Source organism: Aquisphaera insulae, assembly GCF_011064615.1.
Taxonomy (GTDB): Bacteria; Planctomycetota; Planctomycetia; order Isosphaerales; family Isosphaeraceae; genus Aquisphaera; species Aquisphaera insulae.
Genome location: NZ_JAALJH010000028.1, coordinates 49,680 through 71,874, shown reverse-complemented (window position 1 = coordinate 71,874; position 22,195 = coordinate 49,680). Strand labels below are relative to the sequence as shown.

Annotated in this window: 18 protein-coding genes; 16 read left to right on the top strand and 2 right to left on the bottom strand. The window is 70.1% G+C overall.

Annotated elements, in window-relative coordinates:
• Window positions 1-13: 13 nt before the first annotated feature.
• The 16 genes from G6O54_RS16655 (at window position 14) to G6O54_RS16580 (ending at window position 20,671) form a co-directional block, all read left to right on the top strand.
• Complete coding sequence (locus tag G6O54_RS16655; protein ID WP_205678858.1) at window positions 14-2,473, top strand: beta-N-acetylhexosaminidase family protein; 2,460 nt, start codon at window positions 14-16, stop codon at window positions 2,471-2,473.
• Window positions 2,474-2,502: 29 nt separating this feature from the next.
• The gene (locus G6O54_RS16650) at window positions 2,503-3,615 is read left to right on the top strand and encodes an aromatic ring-hydroxylating oxygenase subunit alpha (RefSeq protein ID WP_205678856.1); all 1,113 of its coding nucleotides are present in this window, start codon (window positions 2,503-2,505) and stop codon (window positions 3,613-3,615) included.
• A 476-nt stretch (window positions 3,616-4,091) separates the two neighbouring features.
• A complete protein-coding gene (locus G6O54_RS16645; RefSeq protein WP_165226774.1) occupies window positions 4,092-5,015 on the top strand; it encodes a hypothetical protein in 924 nt (307 codons plus the stop codon).
• A 64-nt stretch (window positions 5,016-5,079) separates the two neighbouring features.
• Complete coding sequence (locus tag G6O54_RS16640; RefSeq protein WP_165226773.1) at window positions 5,080-6,252, top strand: hypothetical protein; 1,173 nt, start codon at window positions 5,080-5,082, stop codon at window positions 6,250-6,252.
• Between the two features lie 28 nt (window positions 6,253-6,280).
• Window positions 6,281-6,727 (top strand): hypothetical protein, encoded by a 447-nt coding sequence (locus tag G6O54_RS16635; protein ID WP_165226772.1) that lies wholly within the window; start codon window positions 6,281-6,283, stop codon window positions 6,725-6,727.
• Window positions 6,720-7,007 (top strand): hypothetical protein, encoded by a 288-nt coding sequence (locus G6O54_RS16630; RefSeq protein ID WP_165226771.1) that lies wholly within the window; start codon window positions 6,720-6,722, stop codon window positions 7,005-7,007. The genes G6O54_RS16635 and G6O54_RS16630 overlap by 8 nt, the downstream gene beginning before the upstream one ends.
• A gap of 54 nt (window positions 7,008-7,061) precedes the next feature.
• Window positions 7,062-10,139: a hypothetical protein gene (locus G6O54_RS16625; protein ID WP_165226770.1), complete on the top strand. Its 3,078-nt coding sequence runs from the start codon at window positions 7,062-7,064 to the stop codon at window positions 10,137-10,139.
• The gene (locus G6O54_RS16620) at window positions 10,136-11,533 is read left to right on the top strand and encodes a hypothetical protein (protein ID WP_165226769.1); all 1,398 of its coding nucleotides are present in this window, start codon (window positions 10,136-10,138) and stop codon (window positions 11,531-11,533) included. Before G6O54_RS16625 ends, G6O54_RS16620 begins: the two co-directional genes overlap by 4 nt.
• 3 nt (window positions 11,534-11,536) lie before the next feature.
• Window positions 11,537-12,043, top strand: coding sequence for a hypothetical protein (locus tag G6O54_RS16615; protein WP_205678854.1), 507 nt, complete (start codon window positions 11,537-11,539; stop codon window positions 12,041-12,043).
• Between the two features lie 32 nt (window positions 12,044-12,075).
• Window positions 12,076-12,705, top strand: coding sequence for a hypothetical protein (locus G6O54_RS16610; RefSeq protein ID WP_165226768.1), 630 nt, complete (start codon window positions 12,076-12,078; stop codon window positions 12,703-12,705).
• Window positions 12,702-14,792: a hypothetical protein gene (locus G6O54_RS16605; protein WP_165226767.1), complete on the top strand. Its 2,091-nt coding sequence runs from the start codon at window positions 12,702-12,704 to the stop codon at window positions 14,790-14,792. The genes G6O54_RS16610 and G6O54_RS16605 overlap by 4 nt, the downstream gene beginning before the upstream one ends.
• Before the next feature lie 2 nt (window positions 14,793-14,794).
• Window positions 14,795-15,124: a hypothetical protein gene (locus tag G6O54_RS16600; RefSeq protein WP_165226766.1), complete on the top strand. Its 330-nt coding sequence runs from the start codon at window positions 14,795-14,797 to the stop codon at window positions 15,122-15,124.
• A gap of 18 nt (window positions 15,125-15,142) precedes the next feature.
• Entirely contained in the window at window positions 15,143-15,661 is a 519-nt protein-coding gene (locus G6O54_RS16595; protein WP_165226765.1) for a GPW/gp25 family protein, read from the top strand.
• Window positions 15,654-17,081 (top strand): baseplate J/gp47 family protein, encoded by a 1,428-nt coding sequence (locus G6O54_RS16590; RefSeq protein WP_165226764.1) that lies wholly within the window; start codon window positions 15,654-15,656, stop codon window positions 17,079-17,081. The genes G6O54_RS16595 and G6O54_RS16590 overlap by 8 nt, the downstream gene beginning before the upstream one ends.
• Before the next feature lie 28 nt (window positions 17,082-17,109).
• Window positions 17,110-19,512, top strand: a complete 2,403-nt coding sequence (locus G6O54_RS16585) for a hypothetical protein (RefSeq protein WP_165226763.1) — start codon at window positions 17,110-17,112, stop codon at window positions 19,510-19,512.
• 37 nt (window positions 19,513-19,549) lie between these two features.
• Window positions 19,550-20,671: a hypothetical protein gene (locus G6O54_RS16580; RefSeq protein ID WP_165226762.1), complete on the top strand. Its 1,122-nt coding sequence runs from the start codon at window positions 19,550-19,552 to the stop codon at window positions 20,669-20,671.
• Window positions 20,672-20,748: 77 nt separating this feature from the next.
• On the opposite strand, the gene G6O54_RS16575 is transcribed toward G6O54_RS16580, so the two are convergent.
• Window positions 20,749-20,979, bottom strand: coding sequence for a ferredoxin (locus tag G6O54_RS16575; RefSeq protein WP_165226761.1), 231 nt, complete (start codon window positions 20,977-20,979; stop codon window positions 20,749-20,751).
• Window positions 20,980-21,132: 153 nt separating this feature from the next.
• Window positions 21,133-22,137: a ketol-acid reductoisomerase gene (ilvC, locus tag G6O54_RS16570; protein ID WP_165226760.1), complete on the bottom strand. Its 1,005-nt coding sequence runs from the start codon at window positions 22,135-22,137 to the stop codon at window positions 21,133-21,135.
• Window positions 22,138-22,195: the final 58 nt, after the last annotated feature.

Here is a 22,195-nt window from a genome sequence, read left to right as displayed (position 1 = left end):
TCGAGAGGACAGCATGGACAGGATGCTCATCTCATCGGCCGCCCGACGCGCGCGGCGGGTTACGCGGCGGTTGGTCTGGCGAATCGCGCTCGCGGGGCTCGTCACGGCCGTTTGGCATCAGGACTCTCGGGTCATCGGCGCCGACGCATCACCCTCGATCGACCTGACGCGCGCGATCGTGGTGACGCCCGGGAGCCTTACGGCGAGGGAGCGGAAGGCGGTCGAGCTCCTCGTGGACGACGTCGCGCGTCGCTCCGGCATCCGCTGGAAGGTGGCCGACGGGCGGGCAGCGGAGGATCGCCGGGGGCCGGTCGTCGTCGTCGGACCGATCTCGTCCGGCTTCCCGCCGCTCGCCTCACTCAAAGGCGAGGCGTCGACGCCGCTGCCGCCGGAGGGCTTCCACCTTCGGACCATCCCCGAGGGCACCGGCGTCCTCGTCGGCGGCAATGACGAACGCGGCGTCCTCTTCGGCGTGGGCTGCCTGCTCCAGGAGCTGAGGACGTCCCCGGGACGCGTCTCGATCGACTCGCCGCGGGAGATCCGCACGAGCCCCGCCTACCGGCTGAGAGGCCATCAGCTCGGCTATCGGCCCAAGACGAATTCGTACGACGCCTGGGACCTTCCCCAGTGGGAACGCTACATCCGCGACCTGGCCATCTTCGGGACCAACGCCGTCGAGCTGCTCCCGCCCCGCTCGGACGACTCGGACGAGAGCCCGCACTTCCCCCGCCCGCAGATGGAGATGATGGTGGGGATGTCCCGCCTCCTCGACGAGTACGGCCTGGACGTCTGGGCCTGGTATCCGGCGCTCGAGAAGGACTACACCGAGGGCCCAATCGCATCGCGCGAGCTCGTCGAATGGGAAGAAGTCTTCCGCAAGCTGCCGCGCCTCGACGCCATCTACGTCCCCGGCGGCGACCCCGGCCACACGTCCCCCGCCATCCTGATCCCGTTCCTGGCCCGGGTGGCGGAGGTCCTCCATCGCCATCACCCGAAGGCGACGCTCTGGGTCTCTCCCCAGGGCTTCACACAGGAGTGGCTCGACGAGTTCCTCGGCATCCTCCGGTCACAGCCGCTCCCCTGGCTGGCCGGCGTCGTCCACGGGCCCCAGATCCGGATCTCGTCCGCGGACCTGCGCAAAGCTCTGCCCGGTCGGTATGCACTGCGGACCTATCCCGACATCACCCATTCCCAGCAATGCCAGTTCCCGGTCCCCGACTGGGACGTGGCGTTCTCCATGACCGAGGCCCGCGAGACGATCAATCCCAGGCCGATCGACGAGGCCGCCATCTTCCGCTACTACCAGCCGGGCTCGATCGGATTCATCAGCTACTCCGAGGGATGCAATGATGACGTGAACAAGTTCATCTGGAGCGCCCTGGGCTGGGAACCGGGGGCGGACGTCGAGGCGATCCTCCGACGCTACGCCCGGGCCTTCATCGCGGATGGCCTCGCCGATCGGTTCGCCCGCGGGCTGATGGATCTGGAACGGAACTGGCAGGGTCCGCTGCGGACCAACTCGCAGGTGGAGCAGACCCTGCGGCTCTTCCAGGAGCTCGAGAAGGAGGCCGGCCCGGACGTCCGCGGCAACTGGCGGTTCCAGCAGGCCAGCTATCGGGCCCACTACGACGCCTTCCTCCAGCGCCGGCTATCCGTCGAGACGAAGATCCAGGACGAGGCCCTGTCCGCCCTGGCGACGGCCCGCGAGAAGGGGGCCATGACGGCGATCGCGGACGCGGAGCGGATCCTCGATCGCCTCTACCGGGTCGGTCCTCTCGACGAGATCCGCGGCCGGGTCCGGTCGCTCGGCGACGACCTGTTCGCCAGCATACGGATGCAGCTCAGCGAGCCGCTCCACGACGCGATCGCCGTGGACCGGGGCGCGAACCTCGACACCCTGGACATGCCCCTGACGGACCGGCTCTGGCTCCGCGACCGGCTGGCCGCTGCGCGTCGGATCGGCGACGAGTCGGGGCGGCTCGCGGCCATCGAGGCGATCCTCCATCGCACCGATCCCGGCCCGGGCGGATTCTATGACGACCTCGGGAACCTCGAGCGCCAGCCCCATCTCGTCCGCGAGGCGGAGTATGCCTCGGATCCCGACTTCCGCCGCTCGTCGCTGGTCGGATTCGGCTCTCAGGCGGGCTGGCCGATCGCCTGGTGCCAGAACGCCCAGACGCTCCACGACGCCCCGCTGCGGATGCGCTACGACGGCCTGGACGGCTCCGCCCGATACCGCATCCGGATCGTCTACGCCGGCGACAGCTTTCGGAACAAGATCCGCCTCGACGCCGAGGATCGGCCGGTCCACGACTGGCTTCAGAAGCCGTACCAACCGGTCCCCGTCGAGTTCGACGTCCCCGCCGAAGCCACGGCGGACGGACGTCTCGAGCTGACCTGGCGGCAGGAGCCCGGTAAGGGGCGGAACGGCCGCGGCTGCCAGGTCGCGGAGGTCTGGCTGATGAGGAAATAATCCGCGACCAAGACGGAGGACCCCGCGCGATGAGCCGCGACGAGATGCCCCGGGCGAGCCTCCCGGCCGATGCCCTCAGCCTGCCGGGCCGGTATTACACCGATCCGGACCACTATCGCCGCGAGATGGAACGGTTCTTCCTGGGCGGCTGGGCCCACGTCGGCCGCCAGGAGGAGATCCCGTCGCCCGGGGATTACATGCTCCGCGAGGTCGCGGGCGAGAGCCTGATCCTGGTCCGGGGCGATGACGGCGACCCCCACGCCTTCTTCAACGTCTGCCGCCATCGGGGCACTCGCCTCTGCGAGGCGGCCTCGGGCAACTTCGCCGGCTACATCCGCTGCCCGTATCATGCCTGGGCCTTCGACCTCTCCGGCCGGCTCGTCGCCGCGCCCCAGATGGACGACCTGCCCCATTTCCGTCGCGAAGATTACCCGCTGGTCTCCGCGGCCGTGGCGGCCTGGGATGGTCACGTCTTCGTCAATCCGTCGGGCAACTCGCGGCCGCTGCCGGAACATCTCGGCTGTCTCCCCGAGCGGTTCCGGCCCTGGGGAATGGACCAGCTCCGGCTGGGGAAGCGGACAACCTACGACGTGGCCGCGAACTGGAAGCTCCTGATCCAGAATTACTCCGAGTGCCTCCATTGTCCGGGAGTCCACCCGGCGCTCCAGCGACTCACCCACTTCCTCAGCGGCGAGAACGAGCCCGCCAACGACGGCTACCTCGGCGGCCGGATGTCGCTCCGCGAGGGGATCGAGACCCTGACGATGGACGGCACCCTGCGCCGTCCCTGCCTCCCCGGCCTCTCCGAGGCCGATCGGCGGATGGTCCTCTACTACGCGATCCTGCCCAACCTGCTGCTGAGCCTGCATCCGGACTACGTGATGACCCACACGCTCTATCCCCGCGCCGTGAATCGGACGGAAATCGTCTGCGAGTGGCACTTCCACCCCGAAGCGATGTCCGCGCCCGATTTCAGCCCGGAGGACGCCGCGAGCTTCTGGGACCTGACCAACCGCCAGGACTGGCACGTCTGCGAGCAGATGCAGCTCGGCGTCGGCTCGGTGGCCTATCGCCCCGGCCCGTACTCCAGCCGGGAGGACTTGCTCCACGGGTTCGACCGATTGGTCCGGGTGGACGGCTAGAAACGTGAGGTCGATTAACACCATGTGTAAAGAAACATAAAAAACTCGCACTAATACATTAAGAGAGTTTGATTAATAAACAGATCGATTATCATTTGCATGCTTGAAGCGAGACGCCTTTTCGAACGGACTCTGCGAGCCTCTCGGTTCCGGCCCGGACAACCCCGGCCGCGTGCGGGGCGTCCCGTTTCCGACGGTCTGGGGAAAAACAGTGAATGCAGAGAATTTTCACTGGCTTTTCAAAACTCCTTCGGTAAAACAGTCCCTGAACTGGATAAGCATGTCAATCAAACCCGCGATTTCCATGGTGTGGTGAGCACGTCAGGATTCGACGATCGCCGGGTGTAGTCCAGCAGGCTTGCTCTTCCGCAGGGTTGGAGGCCGAATCGACGCCGGGCCTTGGGGGCGATTTGCCCGCTACGGCGGCGCAACCAGCCCTTGGGGGGTTCCGCGCGCACCCCGTCAGGCCAATCCCCATGACATTCGCCGACAAGGTCCTGATCCGCCTGGCAGACCCCGCGACTCGCGACGCCGTGTTCGACGCCGTGGCCCTGGAGCAGTTCGCGTCCGCGGCTTACGACACGTCGCGAGTGGCGATCCAGGGGCCCTACTCGGCGGTGTTCGAGGAGCTTCGGCTCGGGGTGGCGGTCGGTCGGCGGGGGGTGGCCGAGGGCCAGTGGGGCCGACTCGGTTCGAGCGAGAAGTCGGCGGCCGAGTTCCAGGTGTCGGGGCTCGGCGGGACCGGGGTCTTGGTCGACGCGATCTGGCGGGGGTTCATCGTGGCGAGGGCGAACGCGCCGGTCGGCCGGATCACCTCGGTCACGACCAGTCACGCCGACCTTGCGGCCATCGACCGCGAGATCGTCGCCGCGCTCGGGGCCTTGCCGTCCGACCCGGTTGCGCTCGGGCAGGAACGGCGTCAGCGGCTGGTGGCGCGGCTCAAGGCCGCCGTCTCGGAACCGCCGATCGTGACCGACGAGCTGGTCGACCGCCTGCTCTCAACCGCCGGCGCGGCGGGGGTCAACGAGTTCTTCGACGTGGCGTCGCGCGGGGCGGCGTTCGAGCCGGTGCGGGTGACGTTCAGCGAGGGCCCGCCGCCCCCGCCCCCGTCGCCCCGGCCCTTGCCGGTGGCCGCGGCCGTGCTGGTGCGCGACGCCGGGTTCGGGCTCGCCCAGCTCCTGGCCGACAGCCGGGCGGTCCGCGACCAGCTCGAGGCCGACGCACTCGGCCGCGCCGACGACCCGGCCCTGCGCTCGAGGCAGGGGGTGCTCGTGGTCTGGATCGTGCCTGCGGCCCTCTTCCTGGACGCCGACTGGCCGGGCGCCAACCCCGACGCGCGCCGCAAGGCGGCCGGCGACTGGCTCGCCCGGGAAGGGATCGGGCTGGCGACCGCAAACTGAACGGAACCCGGCCGGCCGCCACGAGCCGGCTGGCGACGAGGACCAGAAAGGAGCGACCCGACCCATGGCCACCGTGCCCGCAGCTTACCCGTTCATCGAGGTCAAGATCGACACCTCGGCGCTGCAGCCCGTTGCTCAACGCGCGCCGGGAGTCATCGCCGTGGTCGGCATCACCCCCGACGGCGCCGACGGCGGCACCGCCGCCCTGAACACGCCTTTCGCCGTCGACACCCTCGCCCAGGCCGCGGCCCTGTTCGCCAAGGTCGCGGACGACAAGACGGTGACCGAGACGCGTCTCTACACCTCGCTCAAGGGCGCCATGCTCCAGGACCCCAAGCCGTCGAAGATCTACGGCGTCCGGGTCAAGGACGACTACGCCGCCGGCCTCGCGGCGCTCGAGGCGCTCGACGACGTCACGTTCGTGTCGCTGGCCAACGAGACCAGCGTGAACATGCTGAAGGAGCTCAAGAGCCACGTCGAGAACATGTCGTCGCAGGGGTACAAGCGGATCGGGGTGGCGATGGTCGACCCGACCACCGCGAGATCGAACACCTACGCCAAGGACGTCACGACCGCGGTCTCCGCCCTGCAGAGCTCGGCCAGCCGCATGGTCGTGATCGCGGCGCGCGGGGCCGTCTCCGACCCCAAGGCCGGGGCCGTCGGCGACGTGGCGACCGCCGCGATGGCGGCCATCGCCGGCTACGAGCCGCAGGTCTCCACGGTGCTCAAGCGAGTCCGGGGGGTGAGCATCCCGAAGGGGGCTCAGTACGGGCCGACCGAGATCAAGGACCTTTCCGAGGCCGGGATCATCCCCCTGATCCAGCCCGCCCTGATCGTGGGCGGCGGCTTCTACTTCGCCGAGGGCCGGACGTTCACGACCGACGCCAGCCTGCTCTACATCGACATCGTCCGCACCCTGGACGACATCGACTTTCGGCTCAAGGCCGGCCTGATCGGCCTGATCGGCGACGCCCGGATCACCAAGCCGGGGTTGATCCTGCTCAAGTCGCAGACCGAGGGCATCCTGGGCCCGCTCCAGCGCCGGGCCGTGATCGATGGATTCTCGATCGACATCCCCGTGCTGAACGTCCTGTCGATCCCCGAGGCCGCACGGACTCCGACCGACACGACGATCGTGACCGAGGCCCGGGCCAACCGGACGGTCGACATGTTCGTGTCCGTCACCTACGGGCCGGCCGTCCACCAGCTCCGGGTTACCCTCGCGCCGAAGTTCTGACCGAACCGGGTATCGAAGGAGTCCGACCATGGCCGACTGGAAGACCCGCCTGGCGGTGAGCTACACCGAGGGCGCAACAACCACCGAGATCTCGCCCATCGACTCGTTCACTCCGTCGTTCACGATGAACGCCGAGGTGCTCCACTCGCTCGAGCGGACCCACATGGGGATCATCTACTCGCCCGAGTCGATCAGCTTCTCGATGACCGTCAAGGCGATCGGCGACGTCGCCGCGCAGCTCACCGCGCTGGCGATCCAGCGGAAGCGGTTCAACCTGACCTTGCAGGAGAAGGTGGGCGACGACTGGTCGTTCGCCAAGGTGCTGCTGACCGATTGCGTCATCACGAGCGCCACGCCCACGTCCGCCACGGTCTCCGGGGCGCCCTCGGCCACGTTCTCCGGGGTGAGCCTGGCGGCCAGCAGCGAGGACAACCAGAACGTGGTCAGCAAGCTGCCGGCGGCGAGCAATGCGTGACTTACCGAGGAGCGATCCGTTCGGGGCCGCCCCGGAAGGTCAGCCGGCCCGCGTGGTCCGGACCGGGATCGCTCTGGTCCACGAGGGCGAGCTGGTCTTCCCGGCGGCCGGCAGCGAGGCCGAGGCCGAGCTGGCCGGGTCGGACGACCGCGTCGTCATCAACTATTACTTCCCGGTCGAGATCGAGGTCCGGGGCGGGCCCGAGCCGGCCGCCTCTCATCACGACGACATTCGCGCCGCCCTCCGGCGCCTGGCCGATGCCTTCGGCAACATGGCCTGAGCGGGCGCGCCGCGCCCGGCCTGCTGCCGTCCCCCAACTCGCGTCACCCGCACCATGCCGGTATCGGTCCACATCCCGGTGAGCATCCGGATCGACCGCTCCGCCCTGGCCGACGGCGGGGGCGACGCGGCCGATGCCCTGCGTGCCGCCGCCGCCCGCGCCCTGGCGGCCTCGCGCCGCGAGGTGCTCTCGCCTCGGGGCGAATGCCGCGGCGTGCGGGTCAACGAGCCGGATTTCTGCTGGAGCGGCGATCCCGTCCCCGGCCTCGAACGTGCCGCGTTCGAGGACCGCCTCCGCCGCGCCCTGGCCGACGCCGTCGGGCGCTCCGGCCTGCTCGACCGCGCCCGCCGCGACGCCGCGACGCCGCTGCAGGACCCGCCGGTCGAGCGTTTCGACCCGTCTCGCGGCAGCGACGCGCTGGGCGTCTATGTCATCCCGAGCTACAAGGGGCCGGGCCAGAACGCCAACGCCCCCCTCAAGGGCAAGCCGGGCTCGCCGCCCCCGCGGATGGTCCCCGAGGCACGGTGGATCCAGAACCCGAAGTGGTACGTCGGCAAGTCCGATGCGTTCCTCGAGAAGATCACCCGGCTGGCGTACGCGCAGATGGGGATGGTCTATCCCGAGGGGGAGCGGAACGCGCTCATCTCCTACAACGGGCCGCAGAAGTATCCCTGGACGATCTTCATCTTCGGGCTACCCGGGGGCACGGTCGGCCAGGAATTCGGGTCGTTCAGCACGCGCGCCGTCGCGCAGTCGGGCGGTGCGACGTTCCAGTTCGAGTCGCAGGACGTCGGCCCGCCTCCGGGCCCCGGCTTCCTCGAATGGGTATCCCTCGACGCGTTCCTGGAGAACCACCGGCAGGAGTCGATGGAGGCCGTCCGGACGATCAAGAAGCCGGAATCGATGGAGGCGGCCACCTACGAACAAATGCTGAAGACGATGGTGAATGACGAGGTCGCCGCCAAGGAGGCGGAGGCGAAACAGAACGGCGTCGCGGAGCTGCTCTGGGTTTCGGTCAGCGGGTACGGCACCTATTTCCATTCCCCGAACTTCGTCAAGTTTGCCGGCCGGATCCCGCTCGCGCCCCTGGCCGTGATCGTCGAGGTCGAGGAGAAGGTCAAGCCGGAGGACGAGAAGGAGAAGAAAGGGAGTGCGGTCCTCACCGAGGATCAAGACGATGAGGCCGGCGAAGGTTCCGGGCAGGGCGCGGGACCTGGGGGCCCCGGTGCCGGCAAGAAGGTCGGGGGCGAATCGGGTGCCGCGGCCGGCGGTCGGAAGGGCGAGGGCAAGGGGGACGGGGGCAAGGATGGCGGCTTCGCCTCCTTCGGCGATGACCAGGAGAAGGGCGAGTCCGGCGGCCGGAAATTCCTCGACGAGGGAGGTGGCGAGGCGCCCGTCTGCGAGGCGTTCATCGGCGAGCCATCGCTCGACGAGCTCGGTGAGGACGGCAAGGTCCTGCGGGCGCTCATCGACGAGATCGCCTACAAGCTCGAGATGCCGTTCTGCGAGTACCCGGCCAACTTCTGCCTCGATGCGGCCGGGCTGATCAGCGGCCGCTCCATCAGGGTGTCCGAGTACGGCGTCAAGGAGGGGTTCGAGATCATGATCTCGAACCCGAAGTACGATCCGGTCGGGCCGGGGAGGTATGACTTCCGGCCGACGGCGTCGCCGTCGCTCCAGCTCATCCGGCACCTGGCGACGGTCGTCCCCCGGATCGCCTTGCTCGGCCAGCTCGTCTTCGAGGTGCTGAAGCGGCCCGCGAATTCCGCGAAGATCTCCGGCTACCGCAAGGGTGACCCGATCGGCTGGGCGGTCAGCTTCTTCTACAAGCTGAACACCCGGATCTCCCGGTCCGTGGCCCACATGTTCATCGCCACCAACCGCATCCTTCTCGCCCAACTGCTCCTGTCCTCGAAGAAGGGCATCGAACAGCGAATCGGCAACGAGGAATACGCTCGAGTCTTCGAGTTCCTGGTGAAGGCGCAAATGACCAAGGTGGACGAGCTGATCGAGTTGCGCGAGCAGCTCCGCCTGTATGCCCTGGAGCACGGCGACGTGAAGGAGGCTCCAGGAGTCGTCATTCATAACTGGCGGCGGGCCCGTGGCTCGCTGTTCGACGCCTTCTCGCTCCGCGACCCGTTCGCCAATTCGTCGTACGAGCCGGGCGTCCCCTTCACCGAGAACGGGCGGCGCGGGATCCGCGACAGCAACGGCCGCGCCTGGACTGGCGAGCAGCTCGACCACGCCATCGCCCTCCGCCGCGACACCGTCAGCCAGCTCGACCCGATCGCGCACCAGGTCGTCATCGACGAGCGGCTGCGGGCCCGGTTCAGCCGCGGCACGCTTCGGATCCGGGAGGAGCTCGCCCTGCTCCTGGAGGAGATGCAGGAGAAGAACAAGGACGTCATGGGGAAGACGCGGAACCGCGTCGACTTCGCATTCAAGCTCTGCTCCTCGCCGTGGGACCCCGCGCACGGCGTCTCCGGGACCGGCTACGCGCTGAACGGGATCCACCGCATGGCGAACGATGCGATCCAGGAGTTCTTCGCGGGCGACCCGACATACTATCGCGGCCTGTCCGAGGCGCTCGACATGCTCGAGGGCTACCGGACCGCCATGACGGTGCTGGAGGTGGGCACGGTGGTCGGCCTGTCGATCCTCTGCCCGCCGCTCGGCACGCTCGTCGGGGCCGGTTTCGCGGCCTATCACGAGTATGAGGCCCAGGAGAAGCTCAAGGTCTACCAGAGCCTGCTCGACCCCGAGCTCGTCCTCAGCCGCGCCGAGGTCGAGGCCGAGCTGTTCGCGGCCGACCTCGGCGCGGCGCTCGCGTTCATCCCGGCCGGGAAGCTGCTCGGGAAGTTCGCCGCCGGCGGCATCGCGGGCAAGGTCGCCCAGGGCGAGATCCGCCAGGCCGGGCGGGCCCTGGCCACCCGGGTCGTCCGGGTGATCACGGTCGAGACGGTCAAGGCCCTGAGGCAGGATCTCATCCTGGTCCTCGCCCGCGACCTCCTGGTCATGGAAGTCTTCCAGTACCTGATGGGCCGGATGGTCCAGCCCCTGATGATGCAGATCCAGCACGACCTGGCGACATTCGAGCAGCTCGATGAGATGGCCCGCGAGGTGACCCCGTGAGCGGATCAATTTTCAAGTATGTGTTCCACGGCGAGACGGTCCACATCGACGTCGACGCGCTGGCGGCCAAGCACCCCGACATCGGGCGATTGCTGGCCCACTGCGAGCAGGTCGCCGGCGACGGCCGCAAGGCCACCGCGCGGCAGGCGGTCGCGGGCTTCATCGCGAGGGTGACGCGGCTGTACGGCGAACACTACCTCGAGCGGGTGACCTCGGCCCTGGAACGGATCAGCCGGGCACGTGGCGTCCTCGCCGACGAGATCGAGGCGACCCTTCGCGGCACCCTGCCGGATCTGACCAAGGTGAAGAACGCGTTCGACGAGATGGACCTGGCGTTCCCCGAGGTGCTCAGCCCGGAGGAGGCCGCGAAGGAAGCCCCCAAGCTGCCGGTAGAGGCCCTGATCGGCACGCGGAAGCCGCCGCCCGCGCCCGACAAGGTCATGGGGCGGGTCCGCGCGGCCGTGTCTCGCCTCCCCGCGCGGGCCGCCGCCCTGGTCGAGCGCGTCCGCCAGCTCGACCCCGAGGCCCTGTCCAGGGCCATCACCGCGGAGGCCGAGGAGACCCTAAACGCCCTCGCCAAGCGACTCCGCACCACCCAGGGCTGGAACCCGTCCGAGGCTGACGAGTTGCTCGAGGCGCTCAAGGACCTGAACAAGGAATGGAGGCGTCTGAACGACCCCAAGGTGGCCGCCGACCTCACGGCCGAGCTCGCCGCCGAGATCAAGAAACTTCCCGATCGGCTTCGCGGGGCCGTCCAGCGCAGCCGCGCCCTCCGCGACCTGTTCCACACCAACCGAGAGCAGCTCCTGGAATACTGGTCGAAGTACTCCGAGAAGCCGCGCCGCTACGGGTTCGGCCTGTACGTGTGGTTCAACATGTTCCACGTCAAGGGCCAGATCGGCGAGTATGGCGCCGCCTTCGACCTCGGCAACGTCGTGATCTTCCTCAAGGGGCCCGAGGGGAGGGTCACCCAGCGCGGCACGGACCTCGTCGGCATCGACCGATTCACCGGCGAGCTGCTCCTGATCGACAACAAGGCGCTCCGCGCCCGGATCGTCGACAAGGTCTCGGCCCTGATCAAGAACATCGCCCGCAACATGGGCGACGACCTCGCCGATTTCCGCCAGCGGCTGGTCGGCCGGGAGGTCCCGCCGCGGGTCCAGGAGGTGCTCAACAACCTGGCCCGCGCCAACGAGAAGATCGAGCGGCTGCTCTCCGAGCCCGGCCGCGACCCCGACGGCGAGCAGACCAGGCAAGAGATCGCCAACATCCTCGAGGACAACCACATCCGCCGCATGGTCACCCCAGCCGGGGGCCAGTCCGTGGACGTCGCCGCGGCCCTCGACAAGCTGGGGCTGGATTTCGAGGATCTCAACGCGCCCGTGGGGGACTAGCCGATGGCCGACCGCGAGCAGAGCTTCCACTTCTACGAAGGCATGCCCTCGGCCATCCTGACCGACGGCCTGATCCCGGTGCCGATGTACGCCGTCACCGCGATGACCCTGAACGAAACCTACATGCTCCCCCCGATCGGCTCGACCGCCGCCCGGTCGCTGGTGGACACGCACAACGACACCATTACGCTCACCGGCCTGCTGCTGGGCAAGGAGCGGTTCGCCTGGAAGCTCGCCCTGGAGACGATCGCGGAGTCGAGCAAGCGGGGCGGGGCCGGGCTTACGGCGGGGCTCTCTGCCCTGGGGGTCGACATCTCCGGGGTGATCCTGATCACCGCCATGACGATCCGCACCGATCTCCAGGTGCAGAGCCTGTCGTTCACCGCGACGGCCGCCAAGCGCGACGCGCTGGACGTGGCCATCCAGCTCGCCCACATGCCGCCGCCCGGCGCTCGCTCCAATCTGCTCGACATGGCGAGCGTCGCCGTGTCGACCCTGGCCGGATGGTAGCCCCCGGCGAAAGACCGAAGGAGCCCCCGCACGTGCTCGTGACCATCGCCGCCCGGTATCTCGTCCCCGACCCGCCGGCCTCGCCGCCCGAGGGGTTCGACCGCCTCGACGCGCCGCTGCGGCGGGGGCTGCCGCACCCGGTCCAGTTGACGCCCGGGCTGCGGCTCCTGCTGATCGTGCCCAGCGGCGTGGCCCGCACCTGGCGCGAGGCCGACCCGACGCTGGTCGTCTCCTCGTCGTCGCCCGACCGGGCGCCGGCCTTGCCGGACGACCCGGCGGCCCCGGTCTTCGGCGACCTCGCCCGCCCGCCCGCCCGGCTCTTGCTCCAGCGGTCCGGCACGACGGTCGCCGTCGTGCCGCTCGTCGCCGGCGCGGTCCGCCGCATGCCCGACGGAGACGACGCGCAGGGGGTGGCCGTCGAGGTCGTGGTGCTCGACTGGCTGCTCCACGCGGGCACGCTCGTCGGGCCCGGCGACTTCGGGTCGCGGCTGTCGCTGGCCTGGCGCACCGCCGACACCGCCGTCTCGGCGTTCTCCGAGCCGCCGCTCAGCGAGATCGTGCTGGCCCGGCTGAGGCCGGCGGACCGGCTGGCCTCGGTCGTCGGCGTCGACCGGTCCATCGTCAACCGCCGGTTCCAGACGAGGAGGTTCACCGCCCGATGAACGTCGTGCCGAGCCTGCCGAGTTCGAGCGAATCCGACGTCAAGATCGGCCGCGACGCCGGCTGGATCCTGACCTTCCATCAGGAGGATCGGGGCGGGGTCGCGCACGACCCCTTGCTCGAGTTGTCGCGAGACGATTACTACGCCGACATCCAGGCCACGCTGCCGTCGGGCCTCGAAGGGGGCCTCTACACCTTCGTGCTCGAAGGTGTGACCGACAAGCACTACGGGATCATCGCCCAGAACTCGGACACGTCCCCGAGCGTCGTCCGCCTGTTCCTCTATTACCGCGACCTGGAGGCCCCGGACCTCGGGATCCTCACCAACGTGCTGGGGGCCGACTTCCTCTCGAGCGGCTCCTCGAAGTGGGAGAAGCACTTCCCCAAGGACCTGGTCGCCGAGCTGAGCATCGTGTCGGTGACCCGCCGCGTCGGCGCGCGGAATTATGAGGCGGTCGTGACGGCTCGGGAGCGGGTGTTCGAAGCGGTGTCCGGCCGGCGCCCGTGCGGCGACCAGCCGGTTGACGCGACGCGGCTCGAGCCGGCGATCAAGGAGCTGATGCGCCGGGCCTGGCGGTTCCCGAACGACGGGGTCATCCCCCACGTGTTCCACCGCCCGTCCTCTCCCACCTTCCAGGACGACAGTGCGACGCGGCCGGTCCCGGCGCGCCAGCCGATCCTGACCGCTCTCATCGACCTGGCGGCGCGGATGGAGCGCGAGACGGGCCTCTACGGCCGCGGCATGCTCCTGATCCGCGACGGGACGCTGCATTTCGGCCCACGCCTGATCCCGCTGGAAGGCGAACGGAAGGCGAAGCCGCTGACCATCTCCAGCGGCCTGATCGAGCCGGTGGCCCTGCCCCCGGAGCCGGTCGACCCGAACTGGGACCCCTGCGCCAAGGGGGCCAAGCCCCGCCAGGAGATGCGCCGGGTCTTCCGGCTGACCCTCCGCGGCCGCCCCGACCTCAAGCCGGGCGACCTCGTGGTGTTCGACCCCCCGCCGGAGGACGACGTCAACACCAAGCCGCCGCTCGGCGGCGCGCTCGGCGCGCTGGGCGACCTGGGGGCCGCGATCGGGGCGGCGTTCGGCTCGTCCGACATGAAGTCCCCACTGCAGCTCTACGTGCGGTCGGTCGAGCACCGGCTCGCCCGCACGGCCGGGTTCCAGACGACCCTGGTCGGGGTGGAAGTTCAGGGCGACCCGCAGGGGCTCCAGTTCAGCTTCTGGGACAAGCGGGTGGCCGCCGATGTCCCGGGGACCACACCGGAGCGGGCGCCCCAGGAGGCGTCGGCCGAGGTGCAGACGGCCAAGGCGATCACCTCGTTCCTCGACCGCGCCGTCCGCGCCCTGGGGAGCACCGAGGTCGGCGAGGTTCGCGCCTTCCTCCCCCGGGACGACGGGACCAAGCCGGGGCAGACCGAGACCGTCTGGCGCGGCCTGGAGGGGACCGCGACGGCCAACCCAAGCCGCGTCGTCGACATCAAGAGGCCGACCGAGGCGAAGGCCGACGGCGTCCCGTATCTCACCCCGTTCGCCTGGGGCAAGTGTGGCCTGATCCTGCCCCGTTACCCGGGCATGCGGGTCGCCCTGGCGCACCGCCACTTCGACCTCAACGACCCGATCGAGGTCGGCGCGCTCTGGCAGACCGGCCACGCGCCGGCCGAGGCCAAGCCCGGCGACTGGTGGCTCATCCTGCCGGCCGACAACCCCTCCACGGGCAACGCCCCGGGAGACAAGCAGTCGGGTGCACCCCAGGACTATTCGGGGGCCGTCACCCAGGACCTGACCGACGCCAGCGGCAACCGCCTGGTGGAAGCGGGCACGATGGCGGTCCGGGTCGGAGTCGATTCGCTCAAGTCGCTCGGAGGCGGCCAGGTGCGCCCCGCCCTCGCGGACGCGAATGACGCGGCGGGCAAGAGCCCGACCGTGTTCGTGATCGAGAACACCCGCACCAGCACTCGCATCCTGATCAGGGACGACGGCAGCATCGCCATCGAGGGCCCGAACATCGAGATCACGGCCAGGACGAAGCTCACGATCACGGCCCCGACGGTCGAGGTCAACTGCGATTCGATGGAGGTCAAGTAACCGTGGACCCCGTGATGACCACCGACGGCTCAGCCTCCTGCCCCGACAAGGGGACCGTCACGCTCACGACCAAGAACACGAAGCTCAAGGCGGGCGGCGGCCTCGTGCTGCTCGATGGCGACGTGTCGTCCTGGAAGATCGCCGGCTGCAAACAGACCGGCTCGAACCAGACTCCCTGCGTCTCGATCCAGACCCACGGCGGGGCCTCGACGAAGTTGAAGGTGGGCGGATCGCCCGTCATCCTCGGCAGCTTCTCGGGCACGAGCGAGGGGAAACCCAAGAACACGATCTCGATCGGCGAACCCGGGCAGACGAAGCTCAAGTCGGTCTGAGACCGAAGGGGGGCGGTGATGAACAACGGCGACGGCAAGGACCGGGACCTGGTCCGCTTGCAGGCCCTGGGGTGGACGTTCGCGATGCCCGAGGTCGTGCCGGGCCTGGACGTCGGTCGCGACCTGGTGCTGGCACCCGGCCCGAACGGGCTCGACCTGGCCACGGTTGAGGGGATCGACGCCCTTTCCCAGTCTCTCGCCGTGGCCCTGACGACCCGGCTGGGCGACGACGTCTTCAACACGGCCTTCGGCTTCGACGGGCTGAATGCGCTGGCCGAGGAGCCCAACCCGGCCCTGATGCGAGAGCGAGTGCGGATCGGGGTCATCAAGGTGCTCAGGAAGGAGAACCGGGTCCGTCGGATCGTGGACGTGGGATTCGCGGGCGACGACCGGCTATCGCCGCCGGTGGTGGTTGACGCGGGCGGGGCCGACGCGGCGTCGGCCGGCTTCCGGGCGCTGGACGTCCGCGTGGTGTTCGAGGCCGTCGGCGGCGACACGGCCGCGGTGGACCTGGGAAAGGTGGTGTTCAGTGGCTGACGCGACCCAGGACCAGGCGGTCGCCGACGTCCTGGCGGTCGACGCCTCGGTCCAGACGGCCACCGGTGCGGCCGGCTACGGCCTGACTCCCACCGGGTTCGTGCCCAAGCCGTTCGCTCGACTGCTCGCCGAGAAGCTCGCGCTGGCCCGGCTGCTGTTCGGCGACGGGGTCGACCTGACGAGCGGCTCGGCGGTCCGCAAGCTGATGGAGGTCACCGCGCTGGAGGACGCCCGGACGTGGTCGGCCCTGGCGGCCACGTACGACAACTGCTTCCTCAGCTCGGCCACCGGCGCGGCCCTCTCTCAGCTCGGCCGCGAATTGGGGCTGGAGCGGCCCTTCCTGGAGGCTCGCGGGGCAATCACGCTGAAACTCACCGGCGCGCTGCCGGCCGGGCTGCTCCAGGTCCGCATCCCCCGGGGCGCGAGGCTGTCGTCGGCCGGCGGGCATCACGTCTCGCTCGACGAGACGGTGGTGCTCTCGGCCACGGCCAAGCAGCGGGACGTGGGCGTCACGGCGTTCTTCCCGGGGGCCTCGCACAACCTCAACCCGGCGGTCCCCGGGCAGGCGCTCGATCGTTTCAATCGGCTCGACCCGGCGCTCGAGGAGCTGAACGCGGCCGAGCGGCTCGCCGGCGCCCCGCTCGTCGCGATCGAGCACACCCTGCCGTTGACCGGCGGCGACCTCCAGTGGCCCGACGCCCGCTACCGCGATCTCCTGCTGCGAGCACCCCGCTCCGTCTGGACGACCGGGTCGATCCAGACGGCCGTCTCGCTGGTGCCGGGGGTCCGCCAGTGCGTCGTCCGCGACCCGATGGGCGGCCTCGACATCAACCAGTCGATCTTCGGGAATTTCAGCTTCCTCGAGCGAGTCTTCGGCACCGAGCGCGACCTGGGGAGCCCTTACTACTTCGGCGTGCTCGTGGCGCCGACCCCGGCGGCCATCTGGGACGGCCCCGGCGGCCTCCGCGCTTCGGTCGATCAGGCCATCCAGGACCTGCGGCCGATCGGGATCTTCCCTCAGATCCAGGAGGCCGAGCAGGTGGCCGTCGGCGTCCGGGCCCGGCTGGTGGTCGAGGGGCTGCCCCTGCCGACGGGCGGTAAGGCGGCGGTCAACGCCTCGGCCGCCGCGGTCGCCCTGAAGGAACGGCTCCTGATCCGGGTCGGCCGCTACATCGACGGCCTCCGGTTCGGCGAGCCGGTGCGCGCGGCCGAGGTCGTCTGGTCGATCATGAACGAGCCGGGGGTGGCCGACGTGCTCGACCTCCACCTGGTACGTTTCCCCGCCACCTTCGAATCACTGGCACTCGGCGCCGCCTCGCCCGATGGCGTGCTGGTCATGGGCGTGGGCCAGAACGTCACACTCCAGGCGGCCCAGATCGCCGTGTTCGTCGATGACCCGAGCGGCCTTGAGATCATCTGAGCCGCGCCCAGACCGGAGCCGAGCCGTCATGGCCTTCGACCTGCACCCCGATCCGTGGCTGTCCGCCTCGCACCGAAACGTGGCCGAGCACCTCTGCGGCCCGTTCGCCGCCGGGGCGGTCGACACGGGGGTCGAGGTGGCGGCCGACGGCACCGCCCGCGTCGGGGTCGAGACACGCGAGCCGCTGCTGCTGGTGGCGCCCGCCAGGCCGCTCGACGACCTGGTGATGAGGGTGGGCGCGACCCTCGATCCCGACGGTGCCGCCACCGCCTTGCCCACCCTGGAGTACGCCCCGTACACCGAGCCCGGTGCATTCTTGCCGCTGCTCGTCCCGGCCGTCGACCCCGCGACGCGGCTCACGCCGCCGTTCGTGGTGCGTCTCGCCGTGAGCTTCCTCGACCGGGACGGCGACCCCGTGGCCGTCGCCGTGCCCGACGTCTCGGCCTGGGTGGAGGCGCGGGTGTTCGAGGGCGTGATGGGCAAGACGCTCTATCTCCTCATCGCCGAAACGGCGAGGGTCCGACGCCAGGCGCGTGAGATCGCGGCCGTCCGCAACCTCTCGCACGCCCGCTGGGACGCGCTCGACCGATTCGGCGCCGACCTCTCGGTGCCGCGGTTCGCCGACCGGATCGAGTTCGACCCGGTGAAGCGGGAGATCGTCACCCGCGTGCGGACCCAGGGCGGGGACCCCGTCGCCGAGCCCGACGACGAGTACCGTCGACGGCTGGGGCTCTACTTCCCCTGGGTCGCCTCCACGCCCCGATCGCTGCTGGAGACGCTCAACGGCCCCGGCGCCCCGGACGACCCCAATCGCGGGGCGCTCGGCGCGATGGGACTGGACGCGCGGTTCCGGCTCGACGAGACGGCCAACGAGTTCGCCGTCGCCGTCCACCTGGTGTCGCCCGGGGCGCCGGCCCTGCGGGCGAACTTCCTGGCATTCCTGGCGGAGAACATCCTGGTGCGGCCGATCGACTCCCCGGCCGACAACGGGGCCCATGCCCAGCGGTTCCTGCCGACGGCCCGCAAGACGGCCGTGGAGGAGCTCCGGGCGCGGCTCCGGACCGCGTACACCCTGCCGGCGGCCTCGGCGCTGGCGCCGGTCCTCGCCGACGCGCTCGACCGAGTCGGTCGCCTCCGCGCCGCGCTCGGCGCCGCAGGCCCGCTGACGATCAAGCGGACGTACGATCCCGCGGCCGGCAGCCGTTATGAGCTGGGACTGGGGGCCGACCTCGAGCCGCCCGCAACGGCGGAGCTCGATGCCATGAACGCGGCGCTCCGCGCGGCCCCGCCGCCGACGTCCAATGACCCGGAGATCGCCGGGCTGATCGGCAAGCTCGCCGCCGCGGCAGCCGCCCCGGCCGACGACCCGGTCGCCGCGACCGCCCCCCGGCCCGGGGCCGAGGACCCGGACGGGAAGTGGCTGCTCGCGGCCTGCGGCCTGCGGACCGTTCACCGGCTCGACCCGGCCGTCGTCTACGTTTCCCACCTCCCGACCGCCGGCCTGGTCATCCAGGAGGGTCCGCCGATCGCTGGCTCGCCCGCGGTCGCGTTGGAGGCTCGATACCACGCGCCCGGCGACCCGGGCTCGAACGCCATGCTCATCGCCGCTCTGTCCGACGTGAAGGCCAAGTGGGCCGACGCCGGACGCGAGGCGTGGGTTGAGGTGGCCGACGCCGACGCCCGTGCGCTCTGGGCTCGCGACATGCCGCAGCCGCCGGCCGCACGCAACCTCTTCCTCGCCGCCGGGCTGCCGGCCGTCGGCAACGTGACCGAGGTCGGTAAGGCCCTGGCCGCGATCCCCGACGAGCTCTTCGAGGCGATCCAGCTTGGGCCCGTCCTGGCGCAGGAGGTCGTCGCGGGCACGCCCGCGGCGGTCGATCTGCTCCGGGAGCTGACGGGGCTGTTCCGCGCCGCCCACGTCAGCGCCATGCTCCCGCTGGTGACCGGGCCGAACGAGGTCACCCTGGTCCTGGCGGTGGTGGGCCTCCCAGGGGCAGGGATCAACCTGTCCGACCGGCTCTCATCCGGCTTCCGCTGGTACGCGGCGCCCGTGCAGGGGCCGGGGGGGACGATCCGGCCGACCGGGAGCCGCTCGTTGTTCGTCGCCGACAAGCCGGGACTGACCGCCGTCGTCGCCCTGGGTTACCTCCGCACCGGCGGGGTCGACCCGTACGAGTACGGCGTCGGCCTGCCCGCCGGCGTCGCCCTGACCCTCGACCAGTACGAGTTCCTGATGAATCTCCTGGACCGGACCTATCCGCTCGGCGTGATGGTCAACACGTTCGACCTGCGGCGGTCGCACGTCGACCTCGACGGCGACGGTCTGGCCGAGCCGCTGCCCGAATCGGTTTTCCGGACGTTCCGCAAGTTCCAGCGCCGCCGCCAGCGCGGCGAGTCGGGGGCCGCGCCCGTGGCGTCGCCCGGATCCTGAGCCCCACGACCGAGTTCGACCCGACAGGAGGCCCGCGATGGCCGTGAAGACCCTGAACGTCGGCGACCTATCGCCCGATCTGGTGTTCCAGACCCTGACCAAGCAGGGGCTCGACGCCAGCCAGGCGGCGAGCTTCGTGGGCGAGTGGCTGGTGGCGACCTACGGCACCGCCGAGCGGCGCTTCGACTTCATCGTCGCCCTCTCCGAGACCGACCCCGCGGCCGTCGCGACGTTCCAGCGGTCGTTCGTGCACAAGGACTGGGAGGACGGGGTGAGCATGGTTCAGGCCTCGGAGACGCCCGGGGAGCTTGGGTTCAACGCCCGGTTCCACCTCATCGAGGCCGACCTGGACGCCCTGGCTCGCGACACCGCCAATGGCCTCGTCTCCCTGGCCGCCCTCCGCAAGCAGGTCCACGACGCCCTGGCCGAGGTCCGTGCCGAGCTGAACCGGCTGAACGCCGACGTCGGCCGTCTCGGCGGCGGCCAGAAGGCCCCGTTCGGGGGGCCGAGCGGCCCGATCTTCCAGGGGGGCACGCTCGTCGGCAAGACCGTGTTCAACGGCAAGGCCATGCAGATCTGGCAGACCAACCAGGGCGCCATGCTGCTGCCCGACCTGGTGACGGTCGACCCCAGCCTCGCCACCAACCCGCGGTCGCAGCGGGTCGGGGCGCTCTACCAGTATCTGATGGAGAACCCTTCGGTGCGCCAGGCATTCCCGGCCGCCGTGTCGAAGACCGATGTGGTCAAGAAGTTCGGCGGCGAGAGGACGGGCGACGGGACGCTGGTCCGCGACCTGCTCGGGACGCTGCCGGACGACGGCCAGTACGCGAACCTCGACGCCCTCGCCCAGGACGTCGCCGACCGCGAGGCCGCCGCCCTGAGGACCACCTCGGGGGCCGTCGACGCGATCTCGGAGGCATTGGGCGCCGACGCGGTCGGGGGCGATGCGTCCAAGGTGTCGGTCGACACGCTCGACATCCTCGCGCCGGCCGCCCGCCAGGTGCTGCGTCAGGCCGGGGTCGACACCCTGGCACAGCTCGCGCAGCTTTCGCCCGGCCGGATCAGCGAGTTGGCCGCGAAGGATCGCACCGGCCAGTTCACCGCCGGCGACATCGCCCGCGCCTCGGGTCAAGCTCGGCTGGTGGTCAAATTCCGCTGATCGGAGCGGCGGCTCGAGCAGCCGGTCCCATGCATTGGATCCCCACCGATCCCGGGCCGCGTGGATCCCACCGCGGCTCACCCGTCGTCGCCGATGGCCTCGACGGGGCATTCCTCCAGGGCGCTTCGGCAAGCGGCCTCCTCGGCCGGACCTTCGGGCTGGCGGTGGACGAAGCTGCGGCCCTCTCGGTCGTTGCGGCGGAAGTTCTCCGGCGCGGTCTCGCGGCAGAGGTCGCAGTCGATGCACGTGGCATCGACGTAGAACCCGCCGCGGACGTTCTCCGGGACCTTCTGGCTGAGATCGGCCATGGGTGACGACTCGAGGAGGCCGTTGTCAGGGCTTGGACTTCGGGCTGGCTGAGGGACAGGCGGGAATGCCTGCCCCCGGATTCTACCCTCTGCCTCCGGACCCGAGGGCAGGCATTCCTGCCTGCCCGTCTATCCGAACCCTCAATGACGCGATCAAACGTCCTTGGCGTTGATCCAGGGCATCAGGGCGCGGAGCTTCTTGCCGACGATCTCCACCGGGTGCTGGCGCTCGAGCCGCCGCGTGGCCTTGAAGCCGGGCTGGTTGGCCTTGTTCTCGAGGATCCACTCGCGGGCGAACTGGCCGCTGCGGATCTCGCCGAGGATCTTCTTCATCTCGGCGCGGGTCTGCTCGTTGACCACCCGGGGGCCGCGGGTGTAATCGCCGTACTCGGCCGTGTTCGAGATGCTGTAGCGCATGTAGTTGAGGCCGCCCTGGTACATCAGGTCGACGATCAGCTTGAGCTCGTGGAGGCACTCGAAGTAGGCGCTCTCGGGCTGGTAGCCGGCCTCGACGAGCGTCTCGAAGCCCATCTTCACCAGGGCGGAAACGCCGCCGCAGAGGACGACCTGCTCGCCGAAGAGGTCGGTCTCGGTCTCCTCCGCGAAGGTGGTCTGGAGCACCCCCGCGCGGGTGCCGCCGATCCCCTTGGCGTAGGCCAGGGCGAGCGCCTTGCCGTTCGGCGAGCAATTGTCGGCGGTGGCGATGAGGCAGGGGACGCCGCCTCCCTTGACGTACTCGCTGCGGACCAGGTGGCCCGGGCCCTTGGGGGCCACCAGGGCGCTGTCCACGCCTTCGGGCGGGACGACCTGGCCGAAGTGGATGTTGAAGCCGTGCGAGCAGAGGAGGAGGTTACCCGGCTTGAGGTGGGGCTTGATATCCTTCGCGTAGATGTCGGCCGTGACCTCGTCGGGGAGGAGGATGTTGACGAGGTCGCCCGCCTCGGCGGCCTCGGCCGCGGAGACCGGCTTGAAGCCGTCGCGGACGGCGAGGTCGTAATTGGCCGAGCCCGGGCGCTGGCCGACGACGACCTTGAGGCCGGAGTCTCGGAGGTTCTGGGCCTGGGCGTGGCCCTGGCTGCCGTAGCCGATGATCGCCACGGTCTTTCCCTTGAGCAATCCGAGGTCGGCGTCCTGGTCGTAGTACATCAGCGCGGGCATCGTGGATCTCCTGGTGCGGGCCGCTCTCGGCCCCGTGGACGAAGACAAAAAGACCCGG

Bases quoted from the DNA above. Each gene is read 5' to 3' on its own strand.
- G6O54_RS16655 (WP_205678858.1), top strand. From the start codon at position 14: ATGGACAGGATGCTCATCTCATCGGCCGCCCGACGCGCGCGGCGGGTT.
- G6O54_RS16650 (WP_205678856.1), top strand. From the start codon at position 2,503: ATGAGCCGCGACGAGATGCCCCGGGCGAGCCTCCCGGCCGATGCCCTC.
- G6O54_RS16645 (WP_165226774.1), top strand. From the start codon at position 4,092: ATGACATTCGCCGACAAGGTCCTGATCCGCCTGGCAGACCCCGCGACT.
- G6O54_RS16640 (WP_165226773.1), top strand. From the start codon at position 5,080: ATGGCCACCGTGCCCGCAGCTTACCCGTTCATCGAGGTCAAGATCGAC.
- G6O54_RS16635 (WP_165226772.1), top strand. From the start codon at position 6,281: ATGGCCGACTGGAAGACCCGCCTGGCGGTGAGCTACACCGAGGGCGCA.
- G6O54_RS16630 (WP_165226771.1), top strand. From the start codon at position 6,720: ATGCGTGACTTACCGAGGAGCGATCCGTTCGGGGCCGCCCCGGAAGGT.
- G6O54_RS16625 (WP_165226770.1), top strand. From the start codon at position 7,062: ATGCCGGTATCGGTCCACATCCCGGTGAGCATCCGGATCGACCGCTCC.
- G6O54_RS16615 (WP_205678854.1), top strand. From the start codon at position 11,537: ATGGCCGACCGCGAGCAGAGCTTCCACTTCTACGAAGGCATGCCCTCG.
- G6O54_RS16605 (WP_165226767.1), top strand. From the start codon at position 12,702: ATGAACGTCGTGCCGAGCCTGCCGAGTTCGAGCGAATCCGACGTCAAG.
- G6O54_RS16595 (WP_165226765.1), top strand. From the start codon at position 15,143: ATGAACAACGGCGACGGCAAGGACCGGGACCTGGTCCGCTTGCAGGCC.
- G6O54_RS16585 (WP_165226763.1), top strand. From the start codon at position 17,110: ATGGCCTTCGACCTGCACCCCGATCCGTGGCTGTCCGCCTCGCACCGA.
- G6O54_RS16580 (WP_165226762.1), top strand. From the start codon at position 19,550: ATGGCCGTGAAGACCCTGAACGTCGGCGACCTATCGCCCGATCTGGTG.
- G6O54_RS16575 (WP_165226761.1), bottom strand. From the start codon at position 20,979: ATGGCCGATCTCAGCCAGAAGGTCCCGGAGAACGTCCGCGGCGGGTTC.
- ilvC (WP_165226760.1), bottom strand. From the start codon at position 22,137: ATGCCCGCGCTGATGTACTACGACCAGGACGCCGACCTCGGATTGCTC.